Here is a 24561-nt window from a genome sequence, read left to right as displayed (position 1 = left end):
ATTTTATTACATAGACTCTGGGCAAGTTATCTTGAGCATATCAAGAATATTCTTTATTACCTGCTTAACTGCAAGTGAAAGTGAAAGTCTTGCCTGCATAACGCTCTCGTCTTCTCCCATGATACGGCAGTTGTTATAGAACTTGTGATACATTGTAGCAAGGTCTATTACATACTTTGTTACCTTAGCTGGGTCATAAGCCTTTGCAGCCTCGTTTATAACGTTCGGCAGAGTAGCAAGGAGCTTTATCATCTCCTGCTCCTCAGGCGCTGTGAGGACGCTGAGAGCCGCCTTGTCGAGGCTCTTAACTTCAATGCCCTCTTCGTTCATCTTTTTAAGGACAGAACAAATTCTTGCGTGTGCATACTGTACATAATAAACAGGGTTCTGGCTTGTCTGAGATACGGCAAGGTCAAGGTCAAAATCAAAATGAGAATTAGGCTCACGGAGATTGAAGAAAAATCTTGCTGCGTCTATCGGTATTTCGTCAAGAAGAGTTGACAGAGTGATAGCTTTGCCTGAACGCTTGGAAAGCTTATACTTTTCACCGTTACGGACAAGGTTTACCATTTGCATGATAACAATGTCAAGTCTGTCAGCGTCAACGCCAAGTGCTGTCATAGAAGCTTTAATACGAGCTATATATCCGTGGTGGTCCGCACCGAAAATATCTACAGCCTTATCGAACTTTCTTACTGCAAGCTTGTTGTAGTGATATGCGATATCAGGCACAAGATATGTTGGCACACCGTTTTCACGAACGAGAACTCTATCCTTTTCGTCACCGAACTCTGTTGTTTTAAACCAAAGGGCACCATCTTTTTCATAGGTATGACCGCTTGCTTTGAGCTGTTCAATAACTCGCTGAACTGAGCCGTCCTTATGAAGTGTGCTTTCGTTGAACCACTTGTCATACTGTATTCTATATTTGCCAAGATCGTCGTGAAGCTTCTGAATGTTCTTTGGCAAGGCAAAATCGCAAAGTGCCTGACGGCGTTCTTCGCTGTCAGCGTTCACATACTTGTCGCCGTATATCTCATTGAATGCGTTTGCATGGTCGATTATATCCTGACCCTGATAAGCGTCCTCCGGAAGCTCAGTTTCAGGCTTGTATATCTGAAGATATCTAACTTCGAGTGAAGTCTTGAACTTCTCTATCTGATTGCCTGCGTCATTGATATAGAACTCTCTTGCTACCTCATAGCCTGCCTTTTCAAGAACAGACGCAAGACAATCGCCTATAGCTCCGCCTCTTGCGTTGCCTATGTGCATAGGACCTGTTGGATTTGCAGAAACAAATTCCACAAGAACGCTCTTCCCTGCGCCAAGGTCAGTTTCACCGTATTTCTCTTTCTGCTCCAAAACAGTGGCAACTACAGTTGCATACCATTCAGTAGAATAGAAAAAGTTGATGAACCCGGGACCTGCCACTTCACATCTTGCAAAGTATGAGCCGTTAAGGTCTATCTTTGATATGATAGCTTCTGCTATTTTTCTTGGATTGTTTCTGAAAGGTCTTGCACATACCATTGCGGCATTAGTGGAAACGTCACCGTTTTTTGAGTCGGCAGGTATCTCCGTATTAAATGCAGGAACAGGCTCTGCTGGAAAAGTTCCGTCTGCAACAAGCTCGCCCATAGCTTTCATTACAAGCTCCTTAGCCTGAATAAATGCGTCGCTTATGAGATTAGTCATATTATTTTTCCGTCCTTCCAAATATAATTATGCGACAACATTTGCCGCTTTTACTTCTATAGCTATCTCAAAATCACCGATATAGCTTGAATTGACATCTAAAACATAGTGAAAGAAAAGCATTCCACCGTTTTCGTCAAGATCTGATCTTATGGTTTTAGCGGTTATGCCTATCATAAAATCACCGTATGGAGTGCCATAAACGCAATGCTGCTTTTCGCCTATATCAACAACAAGATTCGCTTCAACCGTTCCGGTTCTGTTCATAGTCACCTTGCGGCAGCCTTCGGTTTCTAGCGTTGTAACGCTTCCTTCAAATCCTGTTGCCTCAGACTCCTCATACGATATGCGATATCCTTTTTCGGTTGCTTCATAAAGTCCTGCTGAGATAAGCTCTGTTTCTTCTTTGGCATTACCGTCGCTTTGACGGCTAACAAGTTTTATTGATACTTCCTTGCTGGTCAAATAAAATCCTCCAGTTTACAGCTTTAGGCTGCATTTTGATATTTGTGCATTGATATTGTTTCCGAGAAAACGTTCAACATTCTCAGAAAACAGCTCAACGCTGTCAGTACAGTAAAGCTCAAGACTCTCACGCTCTTCTCTTTCAGCCGTATCATCGCTGTATGAAAGGGAGTTGAGTGCATATTTCGCAAGCTCTGCACCTGATGAAACAAGTGTTACGCCCTCGCCCATTATATCTGAAATTAGTTCAGTGAGGTGTGGATAGTGAGTACATCCGAGAATAAGCGTATCAACGTCTTCTTTTTTCATTATTTCAAGATACTCCTGTGCGATATACCTTGCAGGCACGCAATCAGGGGCAGTATAGCCATTCTCTACCAGTGGCACGAACATAGGACAAGCCTTGCCGACCACCTTGATGTTAGGGTTAATGCTTCTTATAGCTTTGCCGTAAATGCCGCTCTTTATGGTCGCACTTGTGGCTATAACGCCTATCCTATTATTCTTTGTAGCAGAGCAGGCAGCCTTTACCGCAGGCTCAACAACTCCGCTTATGGAGATATCTGACTTTATATCCATTGCAGGCAAAACAGAAGAAACTGTACCGCAAGCAACGAGTATCATTTTAACGTTATGCTGTTTAAGAAACTCTATATCCTGTCTGGCATAGCTCATTATAGTCTCTCTGCTTTTTGAGCCATATGGCACTCTTGCCGTGTCGCCAAGATAAACGATATTTTCATTTGGCAGAAGCTTTATAAGCTCTTTCACACAGGTAAGCCCGCCAACTCCTGAGTCGAAAACTCCAATGGCGGCGTTATTCATAATCAACCTCCGCCTTATCAAGCGCCAGCTTGATAAGCTTATCTTCCTGCTGTGCAGGGGTCATTCCCTCGTACTGCATAAGCTGTGGATACATACTTATAGGCGTGTGACCTGGGAGAGTATTTATCTCGTTAAGAATAACAGTGCCATCTTTCATAAGGAAGAAGTCTACTCTTGAAAGTCCGCTGCAGCCCATTGCTCTGTATGCCTTGACAGCCGTCTTTCTTATTTCTTCAATGCTCTCCTCGCTCATTCTTGCAGGGATAAGCGTTTTGGAAGCGGCGTCATTATATTTTGCGTCAAAATCGTAAAATTCGTCATTTGCGGAGCATACTTCACCGACAGTTGAAGCAAAAGGCTCGTCATTGCCCATTACCGCACACTCGCACTCCATGCCAACTATAGTTTCTTCTACAATGACCTTGCTGTCATGAGCAAAAGCAAGCTTTATGGCAGATTTAAGCTCGTCTCTGTCCTTAGCTTTTGAAACGCCCACAGAAGAACCGCAGTTTGCAGGCTTGACGAACATTGGATAGCCAAGCTTGCTTTCCATTTCGTCACACTTTTTGTCAAGATGTGAAAGCTCTGAGGTTATAATGCCTACCCACTTTGCTGTCTTTATGCCATTTGCGTCAAGAACAGTGTGTGTAAGTCCCTTATCCATGCAGTTTGCAGAGGATATGCAGTCACAGCCTACAAATGGTATCTCAGCAAGCTGAAAAAGCCCCTGAATAGTGCCGTCTTCACCGTTCTTTCCGTGAAGGACTGGGAAAATAACGTCAACTTTTACATTCTGATATTCGCCGTTTTCGCCAAGAGCGATAAAGCCCTTGTGAAGAGGGTCAGGGCTGAGAACGCATGGAACATTATCAGGGTGCTGTTCCCATTTGTTTGACGCAATATCGTCAACATCTCCTATATATTTCATCCAGTGACCTTTTTTTGTTATTCCGATACAAATAACATCATATTTGTCCTTTGGTATGCTCTTTATAACGTGAGTTGCAGAAACAACAGATACGTCGTGCTCGTTTGATTTTCCGCCGAAAATAACGGCAACTCGGATCTTAGACATAAAAACTCGTCCTTTCTGAATTAGTATCATAATATTATAACATATTTCCGCTAAAATTGCAAATCTTTTTGTGCCAAAATATGCAGCAAACAGCTATAAATATTGTGTTTATTGCATAAGGCAGGACTATTTGCCGTAGGCAGCGACTTTTTCAAAGCTCATATTGCCGCCGAATATATCCAGTGCTGAGCCTATGGTGAAATCTATCTTTCCCCTGCCGAGTTCTTTTAGCGTATCGAGGTCGTCAAATGATGAAATTCCCCCAGCATAGGTCGATGGAATGGTGCAGTATTCTCCCATTATCTTTGCTATCTGCGGCTCAATGCCCTTTGCTTTGCCCTCTGTGTCAACGGCATGGATAAGAAACTCATCGCAGTATTCTGAGAACATTTCTAGGGCCTGACTGTTCATTTCAATATCGGTGAATTTCTGCCAACGGTCTGTCACAACATAATACTTTCCGTCCCTTTTGCGGCAGGAAAGGTCAAGAACAAGTCTGCTTTTGCCAACGGACTTCACCAGTCTGTTCAGATTATCGAAATTAACAACACCGTTTTTGAAAACAAAGCTTGTCACGATAACATGGCTTGCGCCCTTTTCAAGAAATTGTGCGGCGTTTTCATCATTTATACCGCCACCTATCTGCAATCCGCCCTCAAATGCAGATAATGCACTGTAGGCTTGTTCGAGGTCTGCGTTGTAAAATTCGCTGCCTGCTGGGTTTAATATAATAATATGTCCTCCTGTCAGTCCGTATGACTTATAAAGCTTGCCATAATATGCACCGTCATATTCTGAAACGAAGTTATCCACAGCATAATTGTTTTTGTCAGAAAGGCTTCCGCCCACTATCTGTTTTACATTACCGTTATGGATATCTATGCAAGGTCTGAATTTCATTGCTCTCTCCTATTCAAATTTTCTCATGTATATCACTAAAACTATGTCATTGCCGTTTTGCACACGCTGACAGTAAACGTCATAATCTGTGTGCTTACTGCAAAAGCTGTCAAACACTTTGCTAAGCCCTTTGATATTTCTCTCATTGAAGTTCGTGTCTATCCAGTCAGTTTCACTGAATTGGAAATCGCTCATATCTGACGTTACCGCCACGCTGTCTTGCATATTATCCAAAGCCTTTTCCATTAGACCCTCTATCTCATTTACCGAGTTTATATGCGTAACTGTCTGCGTAATATAGCTGAACTTTATACTATCTGTATCAGGAAGCTCTGTATCGTCCCAGACGTGTTTTGTTTTCATGTATTCTTTTGAAACGTTAAAATACTTGTGCCTTATTGGTCTATCCGTAAAGTCAGGGATAGGGTCGTCCCAGCAGACGTCAACATAATACCAACTACCGCCTATCTGAACTATGTTCCATGAGTGATCGTCGCCATCAAAATCTGTGGCGTATATGGTCTTACAGGGTATTTCCAGCATATCCATAAAAAGCTGAAACGTTGTGGAATAGCCTGAGCATATTGCTTTTCCGTTTATAAGACAGCCATATGGATTATCAGAGTTTGGCAGGCCAATACCAAGCGCATTGAGATGTGCTTCGTCATAGCTTGCACAGCCGACTATATAATCATGTACCGCAAGCTCTTTTTCGTAATCGTTCATGTCAAGGGTAATAAGTTTTTCAATGACTGAAACGGCTTTGTTGTATATTTCAAGCTGTTTATCATCAAGATTTGCTGTATTGCCTGAGAGATAAGCCTGAGATATAGGCGTGCTGTCATAGTATTTATCATTTCCGCTTTCGCTGTCAGCACTTGATGATGTAGTCACGGCAGAGGAATTATCCACAACTGTTGTGGGCTTTTGTGACTCTGTACAGCCTGTCAGACATAGTATCACCGCCGATAATAATATCAAAACAGTTTTTGCTTTCATGCTTTTCACCGCCTTGTTTTCTCTGATAACAAAACTATTATATAATATACGCTTTGCCGTGTCAAGTAAGGATATCGTAAGAAATGAAAATTTATACAGTAAATTGACGTATACCATGCAAAAATATGCACTAAAGCGCTATAAAATAAAGCAAATGTTTATATTTACCTTGACAAAAATCGCAATTTGTTATAAAATATTAATATCAGTTATTTTTGAAAGGATTGTTGTTACAATGGGACTTACTTTAACAGAAAAAATACTTAAAGCACATCTTGTTGACGGCGAATTTGTTAAGGGTCAGGAGATCGGTATCCGTATCGACCAGACGCTTACTCAGGACGCAACAGGTACAATGGCTTATCTTGAATATGAGGCAATGGGCGTCCCTCGTGTCAGAACGGAAAAGTCTGTAGCTTATATCGACCACAACACGCTTCAGTCAGGCTTTGAGAATGCCGACGACCACAGATTTATCGGTTCTGTCTGCAAGAAGCACGGCATTTATTTTTCACGTCCCGGAAACGGTATCTGTCATCAGGTACATCTTGAGCGTTTCGGTATACCAGGTAAGACCCTTATAGGTTCTGACAGCCACACTCCAACAGGCGGTGGTATCGGAATGATCGCTATAGGTGCAGGTGGACTTGACGTTGCAGTTGCAATGGGTGGTGGTGCTTATTACATCACATATCCTAAGATAGTAAAGGTAAATCTCACAGGCAAGCTTTCTCCATGGGTATCAGCTAAGGACGTTATCCTTGAAGTTCTCAAAAGAATGTCTGTAAAGGGCGGCGTAGGTAAAGTTATAGAATACTGCGGCGAGGGCGTAAAGACACTTACAGTCCCTGAGAGAGCAACTATCACAAATATGGGTGCTGAGCTTGGTGCAACTACATCTATCTTCCCTTCTGACGAAACAACACTTGCATTTCTGAAGGCTCAGGACAGAGCTGACGTATGGAGCGAGCTAAAGGCTGATGATGACGCTGTTTATGACGAACAGATAGATATCGATCTTTCACAGCTCGTACCACTGGCTGCCTGTCCTCATTCTCCTGACAACGTTAAGAGCGTAAATGAGATCGGAAAGCTTAAGATAGATCAGGTTTGTATCGGCTCATGCACAAACTCTTCTTATGTTGACATGATGAAAGTAGCTCACATTCTTAAAGGCAAGACCGTTGACCCTAGCGTTTCACTTGCGATCGCTCCAGGCTCAAAGCAGGTACTTAACATGATCGCCGAGAATGGCGCACTTGCTGATATGATAGCAGCAGGCGCAAGAATACTTGAATCCGCTTGCGGCCCATGTATCGGTATGGGTCAGTCACCTAACTCAAAGGGTGTTTCACTTAGAACATTCAATAGAAACTTCGAGGGACGTTCAGGCACAAAGGACGGTCAGATCTATCTGGTATCACCTGAAATGGCTGCTGTTTCAGCTCTCACAGGCTACCTCACTGACCCAAGAACACTTGGAGATATGCCTGAGTTCAAGCTTCCTGAACATTTCAAGATAAACGACAATATGGTTGTTCCGCCAGCTGACGAGGCTGATATGGACAGCGTTGAGGTTCTTAGAGGACCAAATATCAAGCCTTTCCCACAGACTTCACCGCTTGATGACAGCATTGATTGTCAGGTATCACTTAAGGTGGGTGACAATATCACAACAGACCATATCATGCCTGCCGGTGCGAAGATACTTCCATTGCGTTCAAATATCCCTGCTATTTCACAGCATTGCTTTACAGTATGTGATGAGGACTTCCCAAGACGTGCAAAGAACATGGGCAAGTCAATAATCGTTGGCGGCTCAAACTACGGTCAGGGTTCATCAAGAGAACACGCAGCACTTGCTCCTCTCTATCTTGGCATAAAGGCTGTTCTTGTTAAGAGCTTTGCAAGAATACACAGAGCTAATCTTATCAACGCAGGTATCCTTCCGCTCACATTTGTAAATGAAGCTGACTATGACAAGATAAATCAGGGCGATGAGATCGTTCTTGCTGACGTTCGTGCAGATGTTGAGGCTGATATGTCTAAGCTTACTGTTGTGAATAAGACAACAGGTGTTGAGATACCAGTTCTCTGCGAGCTTACAGGCAGAACAAAGGATATCATTCTCGCAGGCGGTCTGCTTGACTACACAAGAGAACAGCTTTCAAAATAATCGAGCTTGATATGGAGGTTTCCTATGGGGATTTTCTCGAAACTCTTTGGTGCAAAGGATAACACATCAGCGGTGAAAGAATATTCTTTCATTGCTGATATTGCCGCACTTATCACAGATAATAACAGCGAAGTCGTTTCAGCTCTTCGTGAGTGTGCAAGCAATCCTTGGGCTTATGCTGAAAAAAACGCTTCAAGATATTTGCAAAGAGGCGTAGTTGTTTCTGACAGGGAAGCAAATGATATTGACGATATCTGCTGGATAGGTATGATAGACGAACTTGAAGAAAACGGCTATCTCTTCCCTTGCGACTATTCAGAGGAGGTCGAGAATATTATCTGGGGACTTTCACAGCTTAAAAACTACAGCTTGATCGAAACCTATACAGACGACTTTGAGGCTGATGACGATGATGACGCTGATGCGTTTGTACATAAGTTAAACAGCAATCTCAAAGGTGCTTGCATATGTATGATAGATATTGACAGCGACAGCTATGAGCTCATTATTGCAAGTCTTGACGTTTACAAAAAGATATCTGCGATAGCTAAAAACAACGGATATTCCATTATTACTTTATAGGAGGTCTTACCAATGGCAAAAATTCAGATGAAAACACCGCTCGTTGAAATGGACGGCGACGAAATGACCAGAATTATCTGGCAGGATATAAAGGATATTCTTCTTACTCCATATATTGACCTTAAAACAGAATACTATGATCTTGGTCTTGTTCATAGAAATGAGACCGACGATCAGGTAACTGTTGATTCTGCAAACGCTACAAAGAAATACGGCGTTGCTGTTAAGTGTGCAACTATCACACCTAACGCTGCAAGAATGCCTGAATACAACCTCAAGGAAATGTGGAAATCCCCTAACGGCACTATCAGAGCTATCCTTGACGGAACAGTTTTCAGAACTCCTATCCTTGTTAAGGGTATCACTCCATACATTCCTACATGGACAAAGCCTATCACTATCGCTCGTCACGCATACGGCGACGTTTATAAGAACGTTGAAATGAAGTGCCCTGCTGGTTCAACGGCAGAGCTTGTTTGCACTGACAAGGACGGCAAGGAAACTAGAGAAACAATTTACAACTTTGAGTGCGACGGTATTATTCAGGGTCAGCACAACAAGTCAACTTCTATCGCTTCATTCGCAAGAGCTTGCTTTAATTTTGCACTTGATAAGAAACAGGATGTTTGGTTTGCTACAAAGGATACTATTTCAAAGAAGTATGACCACACATTCAAGGATATCTTCCAGGAGATATACGATAACGAGTACAAGGCTAAGTTTGAAGCGGCTGGTATCGAGTATTTCTATACTCTTATCGACGACGCTGTTGCGAGAGTTATTCGCTCAAACGGCGGTTATATCTGGGCCTGCAAGAACTATGACGGTGACGTAATGTCTGACATGGTAGCTACAGCATATGGCTCACTGGCTATGATGACTTCTGTTCTTGTTTCACCTGACGGCATTTATGAGTACGAAGCTGCACATGGCACTGTTCAGAGACACTATTACAAGCACCTCAAGGGCGAAGAAACTTCTACAAACTCAGTTGCCACACTGTTCGCATGGACAGGCGCTCTGAGAAAAAGAGGCGAACTCGATAACCTGCCTGAGCTTATGAACTTTGCTGATTGTCTTGAAAAGGCAACTATCGAAACTATCGAAGACGGTGTTATGACAGGTGATCTTTATCTGCTTTCTACACTTGAAAATAAGAAGAAAGTAAATACAGTGGACTTCCTTAAGGCTGTTGACGAGAGACTTAAAAAGCTTTTGGGTTAATTTTCATATCACAAATATTAAAAGCTGTAGCACTTTGTGGTGTTACAGCTTTTTTTAATAGAATATTATGCCGAGAAAGGCGGAGCTTACGATAATTGTGATCGGTGAGAGCTTGAATTTCTTCAGTTTCAAAATAAGCACATCTGCCAAGGCTATGAGCAGGAATATTATCAACGCTTTATGGTCAAAAGCAGGCTTTGAATTTATGGTGGTGATATTTAGCAGTGAAGATAAAGCCATTGTAATGCCAGTAGCGAGTATCATTGCAACAACGCAAGGACGAATGCCTGAAAGCATTGCTTTTACCCCTGAGTATTTAAGCAAATCTTTCATGATCGAAGCTATGATGAATATTATCACGAACGAAGGCAACACAACGCCAAGAGTGGCTATCAATCCGCCTATGAAGCCTGCCTGCGATGAGCCTACAAAGGTCGCCATGTTCACTGCAAGTGGTCCAGGGGTGGACTCAGATACGGCAATAAAATTCACAAATTCGTCCTCACTGAGCCAGCCAAAGGTAAGAACTTTTTCACGGATAATGGATATCATTCCATATCCTCCGCCAAATGACACTGCGCCTATTTCAAGAAAAATGAGAAAAAGTTTGAGATATATCATTTTATTGTACTTCCCTTTCTGAGGGTTTTAATCAGATACACGGCAATGCCCACAGCACCACTTATGATAATATAAAATACTGATGAAAACTTCACAGAAAAAAGTGTGAAAAGTATCATCATTATGAAAACTCCAAGCATTATAATTTTGTCAAGCAATGTGTTATCAAGGGCTTTCAACATTCTTAATCCTGCAGTAAGTATGAGATATATTACGCCCACCTGAATGCCACGGAATGCGGCATAGACTACTTTTAAAGACAGAAATTTGTCAAAGAAAAGTGATATTATGTATATTATAAAAAACGACGGTATGCACACACCGACAGTTGCCGCAAGAGCACCCAGCACACCGCCTATTTTGTAGCCGATATATGTAGCACTGTTTACAGCTGTTGGTCCGGGGGTGGATTCTGATATGGCGGTCATATCAAGAAATTCTTTTTTATCAAGCCAATTTTTGCGCACACAAAATTCTGTTTCAAGCAAGGCTATCATTGCATATCCTCCGCCAAAGGTAAAAACGCCTATCTTAAGAAAGGTCAGAAACAATGTTTTCATATTTGAATTGTCATTTTTCAAAAAAATTCACCTCTTTTTATATTATAACGAACTTGTCCTAGTAAGTCAATGCTTTCATTAGCATTTGCTGATTTATTACGAAACATTAAAATAATCTATAATTATGTGTAAAACAGTTGACAATAGTCGATATATGGTGTATAATATATTTTGTTAAAATTAAATAGCCTTATCAAGAGTGGTGGAGGAAACAGGTCCTGTGAAGCCCAGCAACCTAGCGTTAGTTAAGGTGCTAAATCCTGCGGTTATTTCCGAAAGATGAGGAAATTGAGTAATTTCAAGCGTTTCGGAATGAAGCGCTTTTTTTGTGGCTGTTTTTAGATTAACAAATATTCAGAAAAGAGGTATTTTTATGTCAAAGTATTTATTTACATCTGAGTCGGTTACTGAGGGACATCCTGACAAAATATGCGATCAGATCTCTGACGCTATACTTGACGCTCTGCTGGAGCAGGATCCTATGTCAAGAGTTGCCTGCGAAACGGTCACTACAACAGGTGTAGTAATGTGCATGGGCGAGATAACAACAAAGGCTATAATTGACATACCACAGATCGTTAGAGATACAGTTGTCGGTATAGGCTATGACAGAGCCAAGTATGGTTTTGACGGACACACCTGCTCAGTCCTCACAACTATAGACAAGCAGTCGCCTGATATTGCAATGGGTGTTGACAACGCTCTCGAAGGCAGAGCTGAAAACGCATTCGATACAGGTGCAGGCGATCAGGGTATCATGTTCGGTTTTGCTTGCGACGAAACACCTGAACTTATGCCAATGCCTATATCACTTGCTCACAAGCTTGCACTTAAACTTACAGAAGTTAGAAAGAACGGCACTTTGCCATATCTCAGACCGGACGGAAAAACTCAGGTAACAGTTGAATATGATGACGGCAAGCCAACAAGAGTTGACGCTGTTGTAGTTTCTTCACAGCATGATGACGCTGTAACACTGGAGCAGATAAGAGAAGATATTATCGAGAACGTTATAAAGACAGTTATCCCTGCTGAACTTCTTGATGAGAACACTACTTATTTTGTAAACCCAACAGGAAGATTTGTAGTCGGCGGTCCTCAGGGCGACAGCGGTCTGACAGGAAGAAAGATAATCGTTGACACATACGGTGGATATGCTCGTCATGGTGGTGGTGCTTTCTCTGGAAAAGATCCTACAAAGGTTGATAGAAGCGCAACATATGCTGCAAGATATGTTGCAAAGAATATCGTTGCAGCAGGTCTTGCCAAGAAGTGCGAGGTTGAGCTTGCGTATGCTATCGGTGTTGCTCACCCTGTTTCAATCATGGTCGACACATACGGCACAGGAAAGGTTTCTGATGAAAAGATAGAGGCAGCTGTAGAAAAGGTATTTGACCTTCGCCCTGCTGCAATAATCAAAAGCCTTGACCTTAGAAAGCCACAGTACAAGCAGCTTGCAGCTTATGGTCATATGGGACGTGAGGATCTTGATGTAGCTTGGGAAAAGACAGACAAGATCAATGATCTTCTTGAAGCAGTTAAATAATAAATATCAAAGCCTTGACAGGAATGTGCCTGCCAAGGCTTTTTTTGTGTTCAGCATTAATTTTGTTTTAGTCTTTGCCTTTAAGAATAGGCGACAAAGGCTTATAAATAAGAATTGTGACCAATGCACAAATAATACCCTTCACAAAAGTAAAAGGCAGATTGAAAATACACAGTGCAGAGAAAATATTCTTTACGCTACCCATTATCTGCTGGTACATACCGAGTATAGCAGCTTCTCCGCCGAATGCTTTAAAGTATATAGGATAAACGATAAAATAATTCAAAGGCAAGCTTATTACTGTGAAAACCAAAGTGCCAATGATACAGCTTATGATAGCATTCTTTCTGGTTTTTTTCTTGTGGTATATAACAGAAACCGTCAGCACAAAAGCTGCGCTTGTTACAAAGTCGAAGATGTTGCCGATACCCATTGTTGTGCCTAGTCCCTTTATAATCAACTGGATAACGTTCTTGATAAGGCAAACGATCACGCCTGCAATAGGTCCCATCGAGAAACCTGCCAGCAGGGATATAACGTTTGAAAGGTCAAGCTTGATAAATCCCGGCATAAGTGGCACAGGAAAATCAAGGTAATATATCACAGTAGCTATGGCGCTGAGCATTGCCACCGTTACCATTTTTCTTGTTGTAAAAGTTTTATTTCTTGGCATAGTGTTATCACTTGTCATTTTAATTCCTCCAAATAATAAAATTATCGGGAGAAACAGCAGCAAAAGCAAAAGCACCCTGAAAATAAAATCAGGGTGCAATTTATGCGTTATTGATCTGTCGTTTCTTCCATCCGGACTTTACCGTCGGTTTCGGATTTTCACCGAATCAGCGCATTTCTGCGGTCGAGGACTTACGAATACTATTCGATCACCTCCGGTGTGGAATTTCACCACCCCTGAAACACATTATTAAATTTTGCTGAACACTTTTTATGAGATCAATCCTCGTTGTCCTCGTCCTCAATTTCTGAGAAATCAAACTCAAGGCTCTCTCCACAGTTTGGACATTCAATAGAACCATCAGCGATAATGTTCTCGCCAAGCATTATTGTGTCACCACAGTTAGGGCACACACACTCGTACATAGCGTCATCATCATCATCGTCACAACAACAATCATCGTCGCAACAACAATCGTCGTCATCATCATCACCGTAAATTAGATCTTCTATCTCGCCGAGATCCTCGTCAAGAGTATCTACAAGCTCAACTGTTTCGTCAACTTCTTCGGCAATATCTTCAACTGTAGCAGACATCTCATCAAGGATATCAGCCATAATTGTCAAGATCTTGCCTTCATTTGTGGAATCGTCAATTTTAAGACCTTCCATAAGTCCCTTTAAATATGCAACCTTCTTTGACAGCTCCATAATATTCCCTCCGTTTCTAAAAAACCGTAAAGGCTAAAACTTACGCTCTTTCCATGTACTCACATGTACGAGTATCGATTCTTATTCTGTCGCCTGTGTTGATGAACAGAGGAACTCTGATCTCAGCACCAGTTTCAACTGTTGCAGGCTTTGTAGCATTTGTAGCTGTATCGCCCTTGATACCAGGCTCTGTCTCTGTTACTTCAAGATCAACAAAGTATGGAGGCTCTACGCCGAATACTGTACCCTTGTAAGAAAGGATCTTACATACCATGTTTTCCTTTACGAACTTAAAGTTATCTGAAAGCTCAGCCTTGTTTACTGGAACAAGCTCATAGCTCTCTGGATCCATGAAATAATAAAGATCGCCGTCATTGTAAGAATACTCCATATCCTTTCTCTCAACATATGCTGTTGGGAATTTAGCTGTTGGATTGTATGTCTTTTCAACAACAGAACCTGAAATTACATTTCTAACCTTTGCTCTGACGAACGCTGCACCCTTACCAGGTTTAACGTGCTGAAACTCTACGATCTGCATTACGTTGCCGTCCTCTTCAAAAGTCACGCCGTTTCTGAAATCACCAGCAGTTACCATTATTTAGTACCTCCATAAACATTCTTAATTAATGTGTACACAGTTCAAAATGTCCGCATACCTCTATATTTATTTTACCATATTTATTTGTTTATTGCAATAGCTTTTGAAAACTTTTTTACCAAAAAATCAAAAAAAGTTACAAGCAAATAAGCTCTTTAGGGGCTTTTGTCATATTGATACAGCCGTTTTCTGTAACAACAACAAAATCTTCTATTCTCACACCAAACTTGCCCTCAAGATAAATACCTGGCTCTACTGTTACGATCGAATTTTCAGGCAATATATCTTCCCTGCTAGGCGAAGCATAAGGGCTTTCATGTATCTCAACTCCCACACCATGTCCGAGAGAATGGCCGAAATTATCTCCATAGCCTGCTTCAGTTATGATATCCCTTGCTATTTTGTCAAGTGCTTTTCCTGACATACCTGCCTTTACTGCGTCAAGGGCTGTAAGCTGTGCAGTAAGAACAGTTTCGTATACAGACTTCATCTTATCACTAGGTTTGCCTACGCATACAGTTCTAGTCATATCGCTGTGCCAGCCATCATAAGTTGCTCCGAAATCCATAAGCACGAACTCACCGCTCTCAATTTTTTTGTCAGATGGTACACCATGTGGAAGCGAAGTATTAGAGCCTGAAAGTGCAATAGTGTCAAAAGACAGAGCCTCAGCACCATTTTTAAGCATATAATAGTCAAGCTCCAGCTGAATTTCTTTTTCAGTTCTGCCGACCTTGATAAAGTCAAGCATATGTGCAAAACCCTTTTCAGCGATACGCTGTGCTTTAATTATCTTGTCTATCTGCTCTTTGGATTTAACTGTTCTGATCTCTCTTATTATTTCCGCAAGCTTTGTATCTGCGATGACCTCAGCATTAAGCTTTTGCTGATATGCGATAAGCTCGGAAAGTGTGCAGGTATCGGCATTAACAGAAACTGTTTTTGCACCATGCTTTTCAATAAGGCTGTTTATCTGCTCATAGAGCTTGTCCTGTAAAATGACTTCACAGGCTGTGACAGTTTTCTTTGCCTTTTCAATATATCTGAAATCTATGATAAAATACGCTTTTTCCGGAAAAACCACTAGTGTTCCTGCACTTGATTTCATTGCAGTGAAATATCTTCTGTTCACATCGTCAGTGATAACAGCACAATCTGCCGCTTCTGTTACTCGTGAACAAAGTTTTTCAAGATCAGTCATTGTCTGCACCGCTTTCATTTTTCCATTTGTAATACAAAGCGTCAACAGCCATGTAGTATGAATACTTTCCGAACCCGCTTATCTGACCCACGCATACAGGTGCGATAACAGAAGTGTGTCTGAATTCGTCACGGGAGTGTATATTGCTCAGATGTACCTCAACGACAGGAATCTTTATTGCAGCGATGGCGTCTCTGATAGCATAGCTATAGTGTGTATAAGCGCCTGCGTTAAGTATAACGCCGTCATAATTTTTTCTAGCAAGGTGAAGCTTGTCGATTATTTCACCCTCATGGTTTGACTGATAAACGTCGCAGTGAAACTCATATTTCATTGCATGCTCGATTATCTTGTTGTTTATGCTCTCAAATGTATCTGTACCGTAAACTCCAGGCTCACGCTCGCCCAGAAGATTAAGGTTAGGACCATGTATAACAAGTATTTTTTTCATATCAATACTCTCCTATCTTTATTTCACCGACAAATAATAATTCTTCATTGTCAGTGCGTCTTTGTCCTGAGTGCCTGCACTTTCACAGACGAATATAGGCGAAAGATCTTTCTTTGCGACTATCTCCATAAGCGGCTCATAGTCAGGTCCAAAGCCTTGATTATCGTCAAAAGTCAGATGCTTTTTCTCACCGCCTGGATTTGTAAACATTATCTTAGAAAAATGGCTGTGGAATATTTTAAGCCTGTCGTGACCGATAGCATTTTCCACTTCATCAAGCATTTTCTCATACTCTGCCTTACCTTTTATATAGCCGAACTCTCTTGCGTTGAGATGTCCGAAATCTATTGTGGGCAGGAACGTATCATCAAGCTTGCAAAGCTCCAGCACTTCTGTTAAGTTACCAAGCTGATTTACCTTACCCATAGTTTCAGGGCAAAAAACGATATGCTCAAAGCCCTGCTCAACGGCTGTTTTTCTTGCCCTTGTGAGAGTATCTTTAGCAAGTTCCAAAGCGTCCTCTCTGCTTATTTTCGCACAGCTTCCTGAATGGATAACAATTCTATCAGCACCCATTCTGCTTGCAGCGTCACAGGATTGCAGAATATAATTTATGCTGTTGTCACGCTTTTCAGCTTCAAGGCTTGAAAGCGAAATAAAATACGGCGCATGGAGCGAAAGCGTGATATTATGCTCTTTAGCCTTATCTTTCAAGGCAAAAGCTATTTTATCGGAGACCTTAACTCCCCTGCCACACTGATATTCATAGTGGTCAAGCCCCATTGCTTCGAGATATCCCGGAGCTTGAAGTGTTGTTTTACATTTAACGGAAAAAGCCTCGCTGTTTCCCGCAGGTCCGAATTTTGCCGACATTAGTATCATTCCTTTCGTTTTATGCTATTTGAGCTTTGGTAAAAACGGCTTTTCACAGGCTCTTTTAAATCGAAATGGCAAGCTCGTTTCAGGCTCTATTGGGAACACGAATATGGAGCGTATACCTTTCAGATTTGAGCCAAGCACGTCAGTGAATATCTGATCACCCACAGCCGCAACATTTTTCTTATTAAGCCCCAGCTTAGCTATAGCTTTGGTATATCCAAAGGTCAGCGGTTTTTTGCCTTCAGGTACAAAGTCAAGCTCCAACTGCTCTGCAAAAGGCTTTACCCTTGGAGCATGATTGTTTGAAACGATCATAAGCTTTATCCCTGCCGCTTTCATCTTAGCAAGCCAATCAAGACTCGACTGCGGAGGAACGGGATTGTTATGTGTTGTCAGCGTATTATCAAGATCGAGGAGCAGCCCCTTGATATGCTTTTTAGCAAGAAAATCGGGGGTTATCTCTCCTACCTTGTCAAAAACATAAGTTGGTTTGAACATAAAAAAACTCCTGTTGTATAAAATAAAAAGCGGACATAAAAATGCCCGCCTTTAATTACATATTAGTATTTACGCTTACGAGCAGCTTCGGACTTCTTCTTACGCTTTACCGAAGGCTTTTCGTAGTGTTCTCTTTTGCGAACCTCTGCGATAACGCCGTCTCTTGCACATGATCTCTTGAAACGCTTAAGTGCTGTATCCAAAGTTTCGTTCTTTCCAACACGGATTTCTGCCAAAATTATTCCCTCCCTTTGCCACCTGTGACAGAGGCAATTCTATCGGAATTTCCGAAAATCAACGGTGATAGTGAAGGTGTCTGCAAAAGCAAACTGAAACGCTTTACGTTCCCCCAGTCCTACTCTTTCGGACCGCTCTGTCTTTAATCTGCGGAATTTATAAAACCGATATAATTACAAATTTAATTATACTATATTTCCACCAAAAAGTCAATAGCTTTCTGGCTCTTTTTTTGATTTTTCTGAGGAAATTTTCGCTTACTTTACAACCAGATTTACAAGCTTGTTAGGAACATAGATTTCCTTGACTATATTTTTGCCTTCCGTTGCCTTAACGATAGCTTCGTCAGCCTTAGCAAGTGCGATAACGTCGTCCTTAGCTGCGTCTGTAGGTATTGTGAGCTTAGATTTTACCTTGCCGTTTATCTGACAAACGATCTCGATAGTATCGTCCTTGCAGAGTGCTTCATCATATGTTACCCACTCCTGCTCGTCAAGAACTCCCTCGCAACCGATCATCTGATAAAGTTCTTCTGTAACATGAGGTGCAAAAGGATTGAGTATGATAAGAAGATCTCTGAACTCTTTCTTTGTGATAGAGCCAACATTATATATCTCATTAAGAAGCGTCATCATTGCGGCAATAGCAGTATTGAACTTCATTGACTCAATATCATCGGATACCTTCTTGATAGTCTTGTGCATGAGCGATCTCAGCTTGTCGCTGTACTCATTGCTGTCAACTACCTTATCCTGCAAAGCCCAAATTCTGTCCACAAATCTCTTACAGCCCTTAACACTGCTCTCGCTCCATGGAGCTGCCTTTTCATAGTCACCCATGAACAGGACATAAAGTCTGAGAACATCTGCACCGTATTCGTCAACAACATCGTTAGGGTCAACAACGTTTCCTCTTGACTTACTCATCTTCTCGCCGTCAGGTCCGAGGATAAGGCCCTGAGCTGTTCTCTTTGCATAAGGCTCTGAAGTTGGTACAAGACCGAGGTCGTAGAGGAACTTGTGCCAGAAACGTGAATAGATCATATGACGTGTAACGTGCTCCATACCACCGTTATACCAATCAACAGGCATCCAATATTTCAGTGCTTCCTGTGAAGCAAACTCATCATTGTTGTTAGGATCGCAATAACGCAGGAAGTACCATGAAGAACCAGCCCACTGTGGCATTGTATCCGTTTCTCTCTTTGCGTCACAGCCACACTTAGGACATTTGCAGTGTACGAAAGAGTCTATCTTAGCCAGAGGGCTTTCGCCGTCTGTACCAGGCTCAAAGTTCTCCACCGGTGGCAATTTAAGTGGAAGCTCATCATATGGCACAGCGACCATTCCACAGTGAGGGCAATGTACTATCGGGATAGGCTCGCCCCAATATCTCTGACGATTGAAAGCCCAGTCTTTCATCTTATACTGAACGCCCTTTTCACCGCAGCCCAGTTTTTCAAGAACAGTAAGCATCTTTTCGATAGCTTCTTTCTTGTTTGTTATGCCGTTAAGCTCACCTGAGTTGACCATTTCGCCGTCGCCTGTGTAGGCTTCCTTAGAAATGTCACCGCCATTGATGACTTCGATTATGTCAATGCCGAACTTCTTTGCAAAATCATAGTCCCTTGTATCGTGAGCGGGCACAGCCATGATAGCGCCTGTGCCGTATCCCATCATAACATAATCTGAGATGTAGATAGGTATCTCTTTGCCTGTGATAGGATTGATAGCTGTCAGACCGTCTATCTTAACGCCTGTTTTATCCTTAACGAGCTGAGTTCTCTCAAATTCGCTCTTCTTTGCACACTCTGTCTTATAAGCGTCAAGATCAGCAATGTTTGCAATACTATTTCTGTATTTCTGGATGATAGGATGTTCAGGAGCGATTACCATGAATGTAACGCCGTAAAGTGTGTCAGGACGTGTAGTGTAGATCTTGAGCTGCTCGTCCTGCTCTTTGATCTTGAAGTTTACAAATGCACCTGTTGATTTTCCTATCCAATTCTGCTGCTGGAGTTTGATGTTAGGCAGATAGTCAACTTCTTCAAGACCCTGAAGAAGCTTGTCAGCGTATTCTGTGATCCTCAGATACCATACTTCTTTAGTTTTCTGAACTATCTCGCTGTGGCAAACATCGCAGTGACCGCCCTGTGAGTCCTCATTTGAAAGAACGACCTTACAGCTTGGGCAATAATTTACGAGGGTCTTATCTCTGAATACAAGACCATTCTCAAACATTTTAAGGAATATCCACTGTGTCCACTTATAGTAGTTTTCATCGGTCGTATCAATAACTCTTGACCAGTCGAATGAAAAGCCTACTTTTTTAAGCTGACCTGTGAACTTCTTGATGTTATCGTCTGTTACCTTTCTTGGGTGAACACCTGTTTTGATAGCTGTGTTCTCTGTAGGCAGACCATAAGCGTCAAAGCCTATAGGGAAAAGAACATTATAGCCTTGCATACGTCTTTTACGGCTTACAACTTCAAGACCTGAGTATGCCTTGATGTGACCAACGTGCATTCCGTGACCTGACGGATAAGGGAACTCTACAAGTCCGTAAAATTTCTTCTTTGAAAAGTCATTGCTTGCCTCAAAGGTCTTATGCTCGTCCCAGTATTTCTGCCATTTGCTTTCTATGGCCGAAAAATTGTATTCTTTCATCTTTATCAATCCTTTGTTAAATTATAATTGTCAAAATCAATCCTGTGGCTCGTCTGGTAAGAACTGCTTTACGTCGATATCCTTGCCGTCAGACCATAGTCTTTCAAGATTGTAATGATCTCTTGTTTCCTTATAGAAAACATGAACTATGATATCACCGTAATCAAGTACGACCCAAGTTGCACCCTGATAGCCCTCTGTTCTGTTAGGTTCAATGCCAAGCTGGCTCATTTTGAACTCAACTTCCTCCGCAAGGGCCTTTGTCTGAGTGCTTGAAGTACCATTTGCTATAACAAAATAATCCGCAACTATAGTCAGGTCACCGATCTCTATTATCCTGATGTCCTCTGCTCTTTTTGAATCAAGAGCTTTAACAATAGTTGACAGCTTTTCATTCTGTGAAATATTATCCATAAAAATCTCCTTTATTTTGAATTATCGGCAAAATCATTATATGCTTCAAGTGTGGAAACAGGGATAGTATTACCCTTTTCCACTGAGTCTTTTATTGAGAATTTCAAAGCCTCAAACATTGCTTTCTCCAAGCTTTGTTCGGCATACTTTCTCATTTTCTTTACGTCTTTATAATCCCTGTCCGCAGAAATAAGGTCTGCAAGATATACTATCTGGCTAAGCTTGGGCATATTTCCACAGGCAACTGTATGATAGCGTATAGCTGAGATTATCTCAGGGTCATGAATATCAAAAAGCGTCTGCACAAGCTCTGCCCCTGCAATACCGTGAAACAGCGGAACAGCCTTTTTCTCTATATCGCACACATCAAGTGAAGATTTAGAAACTATAGCCGCAAGCTCCAATGCTGGTATCTCTTTTGCAACATCATGCAAAAGTCCTGCAATATAAGCCTTGTCTGCGTCAGCACCATATCTTTTTGCAAGCTCCACAGCGGAATTTGCTACGTTCACAGAGTGTGTGTATCTCTTTTTTGATAAATGTTCTTTTAGGTATGCTTTATAAATGCCTATTGTTTTTTTATCTGCCACTTAGAAAACCTCGGTTATACAAATTTTTGTCCACTATATATTGTACAACATTTTCACTCAAATAGCAAGAGCAATCAACATTTTTTTTGAGCATTTGACGTATCTCAGTTGAAGACACCTCAAATGGGTCGGTTTTTACTATGATTATCTCTCCACCCTCGGCTTTGAGCTGTTTGGCTTTCACCTCTATGTGGTCAATGTCCTCATGCGAGCGTGCAACGCAGATAAGTGCCGAAAGTGATAATATCTCCTTATACTGATACCATTCTTCAAATGAAAGCAACATATCGCTACCCATTATAAAAAACAGCTTATCATGTGGATATATCTCTTTTAGATGTCTGAGTGTTATCACTGAATAGCTTTTGCCCTCTTGCTTAAGTTCCCAATCGGATATTTCCACACATGGGATATCTGCAAAAGCAAGTCTGCACATATTCAACCTATCCTCAGAGGAAGCTAAGTCCTCCGCTTGCTTATGTGGAGGTATTCTGTCAGGCATGACGATCGTCTTGTCAAGGCCCGCCTGCTCCGCTACGCTTTTAAGGCAATTTAGATGCCCTAAGTGAACAGGATTGAACGTGCCGCCGAAAACACCTATTTTCATTACTTTGACTTTAATTTTATAACAGGCTGCTTCTCATTGCGTTTATAAAGTACCGCCTTTGAGCCTATTACCTGAACGACTTCAGCAGATATCTTTTCAGCGATCTCCTCTGCGGCTTCTCTTGCGGTGTACATTGAGTTGTCAAGCACCTTTATTTTTACAAGCTCGTGAACTCTCAGATAATCGTCTATCTGTGCCACCTGAGCGTCATTAACTCCGCCCTTGCCTATCTGAAAAGCAGGCTGTATAAGCGAAGCCATACCTTTGAGTTCTGCTCTTTGTTTAGTTGTAATCATAATCTAAATCCTTTCAGTTTACTGCTTTGTGAGCTGTTCAAGCAAAGCTTTTAGTGCGTTTGCTCTATGGGAAACGGTATTCTTTGTTTCTGAGTCAACCTGAGCAAAGCTCTTGTTCCCATACATGAAAATAGGGTCATAGCCGAAGCCGTTTTCGCCAACAGGCTCGTGAGCTATCTTACCGAATACTTTTCCCTCAACGGCTATCTCTTCACCGTCTGCTTTGATAAAGTGTATTGTACAGGTAAAGTGTGCTCCCCTTTTATCATCAGGTATTTCTTTCATTTTTTTAAGCACAAGAGCGGTACGCTCATCATCAGTTTCGAGTCCGCCATATCTTGCTGAATATACTCCGGGCTCACCATCCAGGGCGTCTATCTCAAGACCGCTGTCGTCTGCAAGTACAGCACAGCCGCAAAGCTTGAATGCAGCTCTTGCTTTTAGTGCAGAGTTTTCAGCAAAAGTAGTGCCTGTTTCCTCAACATCAAGTATCAGACCTGCCTCTGATTGCGAGAACACCTCATAACCAAGCGGCTCAAGAATCTGTTTATATTCTCTTATCTTGCCTTTATTGTTGCTTGCAATAACAAGTTTCATTTTTTCTCCTTTAGCTGTGTATATAAGTTACCTTATTTTTCTTTAATTTTTCACGGCATTTGTTTGCCTTATCTTTAAAAACTGTACCGATACATTCTTCGTTGAAAACAACTTTCATTCCACATTCAATAGCACCTATTGCAGTGTTGATAACGGAGATACCACCATCAACACCTACAAATTCTATCTCTTTCACATTCCTTGCTCTCATAAAATCTTCAAGAGCAACGTTTGAAAAAGCATCGGGCTTGCTTTTGGAATAAATATTTTTGGATACAACTTTCAGCTTTGCTGGAAAGCTAGCCGCAGGTGTTCCCTCTTTGGGCATTCCTCCACCCAAAAGTCCCTTTTTGTAGCTGACGATATAAAAGACCTCCTCAGCTTTATAAGCAGAGATACGCTTGTTTATGGCGTCGATAAGTGATTCGGCATCATATGAGTATGTGGTTTTATCTCTGCCCCTTCCTACATACATTTCCTGCATATCAACTACAAACAAAACCTTATCCATAAAAAAAATTCCCCCTGATTTTATACTTTTAAGTGTCTAATCCAATATTCTATTATTCAAACAGTGCTTCAACAAAATCTCTTGCTGAAAACGGCTGTATGTCGTCTATTTTTTCGCCTACTGTAACAAGCTTTACAGGCACTTGCAGATCGTCGGTTATGCTGATAATTATTCCACCCTTGGCTGTGCCGTCAAGCTTGGTAAGAATAATACCCGTTATATCAGCTACTTCGTTGAACTGTCTTGCCTGATTAACTGCGTTCTGTCCCGTTGTAGCGTCAAGCGCAAGCAGGACTTCGAGAGCGCAGCCCTCTGCCTGCTGGTGAACTATACGGGATATCTTTTTCAGCTCGTCCATAAGGTTTTTCTTATTGTGAAGACGACCTGCGGTATCGCATATAACAACGTCAGCCTGTCTTGCCTTAGCCGCCGCCAGTGCGTCAAATACCACGGAAGCAGGGTCTGAACCTTCGTTGTGCTTGATTATGTCTACCCCTGCACGCTCTGTCCACACTTCGAGCTGGTCAATAGCAGCCGCTCTGAAAGTATCAGCCGCCGCAACGATAACCTTTTTGCCTTGTTTGTGAAGCTGATAAGCAAGCTTGCCGATGGTTGTTGTTTTGCCAACACCGTTTACACCGATAACCAGTATAACTGACGGTATTGTTGACATATCGAGCTTCTGATCCTCACCGAGCATTTCTGTGATTATCTCTTTAAGCATATCCTTGATTTTTTCAGGCTCTTTAACGCCCTCCTGCTTGACTTTCTGTCTGAGCTTATCGCATATCTTTTCAGAAGTTGTAACACCGATATCGCAGAGGATAAGCGTTTCTTCAAGCTCCTCAAAAAGATCTTCATCTATTTTGCTGAATGAATGAAGCAGACTTTCTATTCTGCCCATCATTGAGTCTTTAGTCTTTTTAAGACCATTTTTCAGCTTTTCAAAAAATCCCATTTCT

Annotated in this window: 28 protein-coding genes and 2 riboswitches; of the genes, 4 read left to right on the top strand and 24 right to left on the bottom strand. The window is 41.7% G+C overall.

Annotation, left to right across the window (positions count from 1 at the left end):
* Window positions 1-6: 6 nt before the first annotated feature.
* The 6 genes from argS to DW015_RS08750 form a co-directional block, all read right to left on the bottom strand.
* On the bottom strand, window positions 7-1695 hold the full coding sequence (argS, locus tag DW015_RS08775; protein ID WP_117905369.1) for an arginine--tRNA ligase: 1689 nt from the start codon (window positions 1693-1695) through the stop codon (window positions 7-9).
* Window positions 1696-1722: 27 nt separating this feature from the next.
* A complete protein-coding gene (locus tag DW015_RS08770) occupies window positions 1723-2160 on the bottom strand; it encodes a DUF1934 domain-containing protein (RefSeq protein ID WP_117905368.1) in 438 nt (145 codons plus the stop codon).
* A gap of 15 nt (window positions 2161-2175) precedes the next feature.
* A complete protein-coding gene (gene murI / locus DW015_RS08765) occupies window positions 2176-2985 on the bottom strand; it encodes a glutamate racemase (protein WP_022286900.1) in 810 nt (269 codons plus the stop codon).
* On the bottom strand, window positions 2978-4060 hold the full coding sequence (locus tag DW015_RS08760) for a D-alanine--D-alanine ligase family protein (protein WP_117905367.1): 1083 nt from the start codon (window positions 4058-4060) through the stop codon (window positions 2978-2980). The genes murI and DW015_RS08760 overlap by 8 nt, the downstream gene beginning before the upstream one ends.
* 126 nt (window positions 4061-4186) lie before the next feature.
* Window positions 4187-4960 carry a phosphoribosylformimino-5-aminoimidazole carboxamide ribotide isomerase gene (gene hisA / locus DW015_RS08755; protein WP_117905366.1) on the bottom strand — a complete coding sequence of 258 codons (774 nt, stop codon included), beginning with the start codon at window positions 4958-4960 and terminating at the stop codon, window positions 4187-4189.
* 9 nt (window positions 4961-4969) lie between these two features.
* Window positions 4970-5959 (bottom strand): transglutaminase domain-containing protein, encoded by a 990-nt coding sequence (locus DW015_RS08750; RefSeq protein WP_181979884.1) that lies wholly within the window; start codon window positions 5957-5959, stop codon window positions 4970-4972.
* A gap of 235 nt (window positions 5960-6194) precedes the next feature.
* Between DW015_RS08750 and DW015_RS08745 the strand changes: the two genes are divergently transcribed.
* From DW015_RS08745 to DW015_RS08735, 3 genes are read left to right on the top strand one after another with little or no spacing between them, the layout of a single operon-like run.
* Window positions 6195-8135, top strand: a complete 1941-nt coding sequence (locus DW015_RS08745; RefSeq protein ID WP_117905364.1) for an aconitate hydratase — start codon at window positions 6195-6197, stop codon at window positions 8133-8135.
* Window positions 8136-8159: 24 nt separating this feature from the next.
* Window positions 8160-8717, top strand: coding sequence for a DUF6630 family protein (locus DW015_RS08740; RefSeq protein WP_117905363.1), 558 nt, complete (start codon window positions 8160-8162; stop codon window positions 8715-8717).
* A 12-nt stretch (window positions 8718-8729) separates the two neighbouring features.
* Window positions 8730-9941, top strand: coding sequence for an NADP-dependent isocitrate dehydrogenase (locus tag DW015_RS08735; RefSeq protein ID WP_117905362.1), 1212 nt, complete (start codon window positions 8730-8732; stop codon window positions 9939-9941).
* 54 nt (window positions 9942-9995) lie between these two features.
* On the opposite strand, the gene DW015_RS08730 is transcribed toward DW015_RS08735, so the two are convergent.
* Together DW015_RS08730 and DW015_RS08725 are read right to left on the bottom strand one after the other, a co-directional pair.
* Window positions 9996-10562 carry a chromate transporter gene (locus DW015_RS08730; RefSeq protein WP_117905361.1) on the bottom strand — a complete coding sequence of 189 codons (567 nt, stop codon included), beginning with the start codon at window positions 10560-10562 and terminating at the stop codon, window positions 9996-9998.
* Window positions 10559-11122: a chromate transporter gene (locus DW015_RS08725; protein WP_117905378.1), complete on the bottom strand. Its 564-nt coding sequence runs from the start codon at window positions 11120-11122 to the stop codon at window positions 10559-10561. The genes DW015_RS08730 and DW015_RS08725 overlap by 4 nt, the downstream gene beginning before the upstream one ends.
* Before the next feature lie 187 nt (window positions 11123-11309).
* Window positions 11310-11408: riboswitch (SAM riboswitch) on the top strand.
* An 87-nt stretch (window positions 11409-11495) separates the two neighbouring features.
* Here DW015_RS08725 and metK point away from each other — a divergent pair.
* Entirely contained in the window at window positions 11496-12668 is a 1173-nt protein-coding gene (metK, locus tag DW015_RS08720; protein ID WP_038671975.1) for a methionine adenosyltransferase, read from the top strand.
* Window positions 12669-12735: 67 nt separating this feature from the next.
* Here the strand turns inward: metK and DW015_RS08715 are convergent, their stop codons facing one another.
* The 16 genes from DW015_RS08715 to ftsY all read right to left on the bottom strand — a co-directional run bounded on the left by DW015_RS08715 (window position 12736) and on the right by ftsY (window position 24557).
* On the bottom strand, window positions 12736-13359 hold the full coding sequence (locus DW015_RS08715) for an ECF transporter S component (RefSeq protein ID WP_242993257.1): 624 nt from the start codon (window positions 13357-13359) through the stop codon (window positions 12736-12738).
* Between the two features lie 97 nt (window positions 13360-13456).
* Window positions 13457-13589, bottom strand: a riboswitch (FMN riboswitch).
* 30 nt (window positions 13590-13619) lie between these two features.
* Window positions 13620-14051 (bottom strand): CD1247 N-terminal domain-containing protein, encoded by a 432-nt coding sequence (locus tag DW015_RS08710; protein ID WP_117905360.1) that lies wholly within the window; start codon window positions 14049-14051, stop codon window positions 13620-13622.
* A gap of 40 nt (window positions 14052-14091) precedes the next feature.
* Complete coding sequence (gene efp / locus DW015_RS08705; protein WP_022286889.1) at window positions 14092-14649, bottom strand: elongation factor P; 558 nt, start codon at window positions 14647-14649, stop codon at window positions 14092-14094.
* A gap of 139 nt (window positions 14650-14788) precedes the next feature.
* On the bottom strand, window positions 14789-15871 hold the full coding sequence (locus DW015_RS08700) for an aminopeptidase P family protein (protein ID WP_242993256.1): 1083 nt from the start codon (window positions 15869-15871) through the stop codon (window positions 14789-14791).
* Window positions 15846-16304: a type II 3-dehydroquinate dehydratase gene (gene aroQ, locus DW015_RS08695; protein ID WP_117905358.1), complete on the bottom strand. Its 459-nt coding sequence runs from the start codon at window positions 16302-16304 to the stop codon at window positions 15846-15848. Before aroQ ends, DW015_RS08700 begins: the two co-directional genes overlap by 26 nt.
* An 18-nt stretch (window positions 16305-16322) precedes the next feature.
* Complete coding sequence (locus tag DW015_RS08690; RefSeq protein ID WP_117905357.1) at window positions 16323-17177, bottom strand: TIM barrel protein; 855 nt, start codon at window positions 17175-17177, stop codon at window positions 16323-16325.
* Window positions 17178-17201: 24 nt separating this feature from the next.
* Window positions 17202-17705 carry a YqeG family HAD IIIA-type phosphatase gene (locus tag DW015_RS08685; RefSeq protein WP_278306127.1) on the bottom strand — a complete coding sequence of 168 codons (504 nt, stop codon included), beginning with the start codon at window positions 17703-17705 and terminating at the stop codon, window positions 17202-17204.
* 38 nt (window positions 17706-17743) lie between these two features.
* Entirely contained in the window at window positions 17744-17917 is a 174-nt protein-coding gene (gene rpsU / locus DW015_RS08680; RefSeq protein ID WP_002847085.1) for a 30S ribosomal protein S21, read from the bottom strand.
* A gap of 258 nt (window positions 17918-18175) precedes the next feature.
* Window positions 18176-20584: a leucine--tRNA ligase gene (gene leuS, locus DW015_RS08675; protein ID WP_117905356.1), complete on the bottom strand. Its 2409-nt coding sequence runs from the start codon at window positions 20582-20584 to the stop codon at window positions 18176-18178.
* A 36-nt stretch (window positions 20585-20620) separates the two neighbouring features.
* Window positions 20621-20998 carry a ribosome silencing factor gene (gene rsfS / locus DW015_RS08670; RefSeq protein ID WP_117857270.1) on the bottom strand — a complete coding sequence of 126 codons (378 nt, stop codon included), beginning with the start codon at window positions 20996-20998 and terminating at the stop codon, window positions 20621-20623.
* A gap of 11 nt (window positions 20999-21009) precedes the next feature.
* Complete coding sequence (gene yqeK, locus DW015_RS08665) at window positions 21010-21588, bottom strand: bis(5'-nucleosyl)-tetraphosphatase (symmetrical) YqeK (protein WP_117905355.1); 579 nt, start codon at window positions 21586-21588, stop codon at window positions 21010-21012.
* Window positions 21578-22195: a nicotinate (nicotinamide) nucleotide adenylyltransferase gene (nadD, locus tag DW015_RS08660; protein ID WP_117905354.1), complete on the bottom strand. Its 618-nt coding sequence runs from the start codon at window positions 22193-22195 to the stop codon at window positions 21578-21580. Before nadD ends, yqeK begins: the two co-directional genes overlap by 11 nt.
* On the bottom strand, window positions 22195-22491 hold the full coding sequence (locus tag DW015_RS08655; protein WP_022286880.1) for a YhbY family RNA-binding protein: 297 nt from the start codon (window positions 22489-22491) through the stop codon (window positions 22195-22197). Before DW015_RS08655 ends, nadD begins: the two co-directional genes overlap by 1 nt.
* Before the next feature lie 18 nt (window positions 22492-22509).
* Window positions 22510-23088, bottom strand: coding sequence for an RdgB/HAM1 family non-canonical purine NTP pyrophosphatase (gene rdgB / locus DW015_RS08650; RefSeq protein ID WP_022286879.1), 579 nt, complete (start codon window positions 23086-23088; stop codon window positions 22510-22512).
* A gap of 10 nt (window positions 23089-23098) precedes the next feature.
* The gene (locus tag DW015_RS08645; RefSeq protein WP_117863797.1) at window positions 23099-23599 is read right to left on the bottom strand and encodes an isochorismatase family protein; all 501 of its coding nucleotides are present in this window, start codon (window positions 23597-23599) and stop codon (window positions 23099-23101) included.
* 52 nt (window positions 23600-23651) lie between these two features.
* On the bottom strand, window positions 23652-24557 hold the full coding sequence (gene ftsY / locus DW015_RS08640) for a signal recognition particle-docking protein FtsY (protein WP_117905353.1): 906 nt from the start codon (window positions 24555-24557) through the stop codon (window positions 23652-23654).
* Window positions 24558-24561 lie beyond the last annotated feature (4 nt).

It is taken from the genome of Ruminococcus sp. AF37-20 (assembly GCF_003460465.1).
Taxonomy (GTDB): Bacteria; Bacillota; Clostridia; order Oscillospirales; family Ruminococcaceae; genus Hominimerdicola; species Hominimerdicola aceti.
The sequence above is the reverse complement of the archived record's forward strand: the minus strand, read 5'-3'. Positions and strand labels throughout refer to the sequence as shown.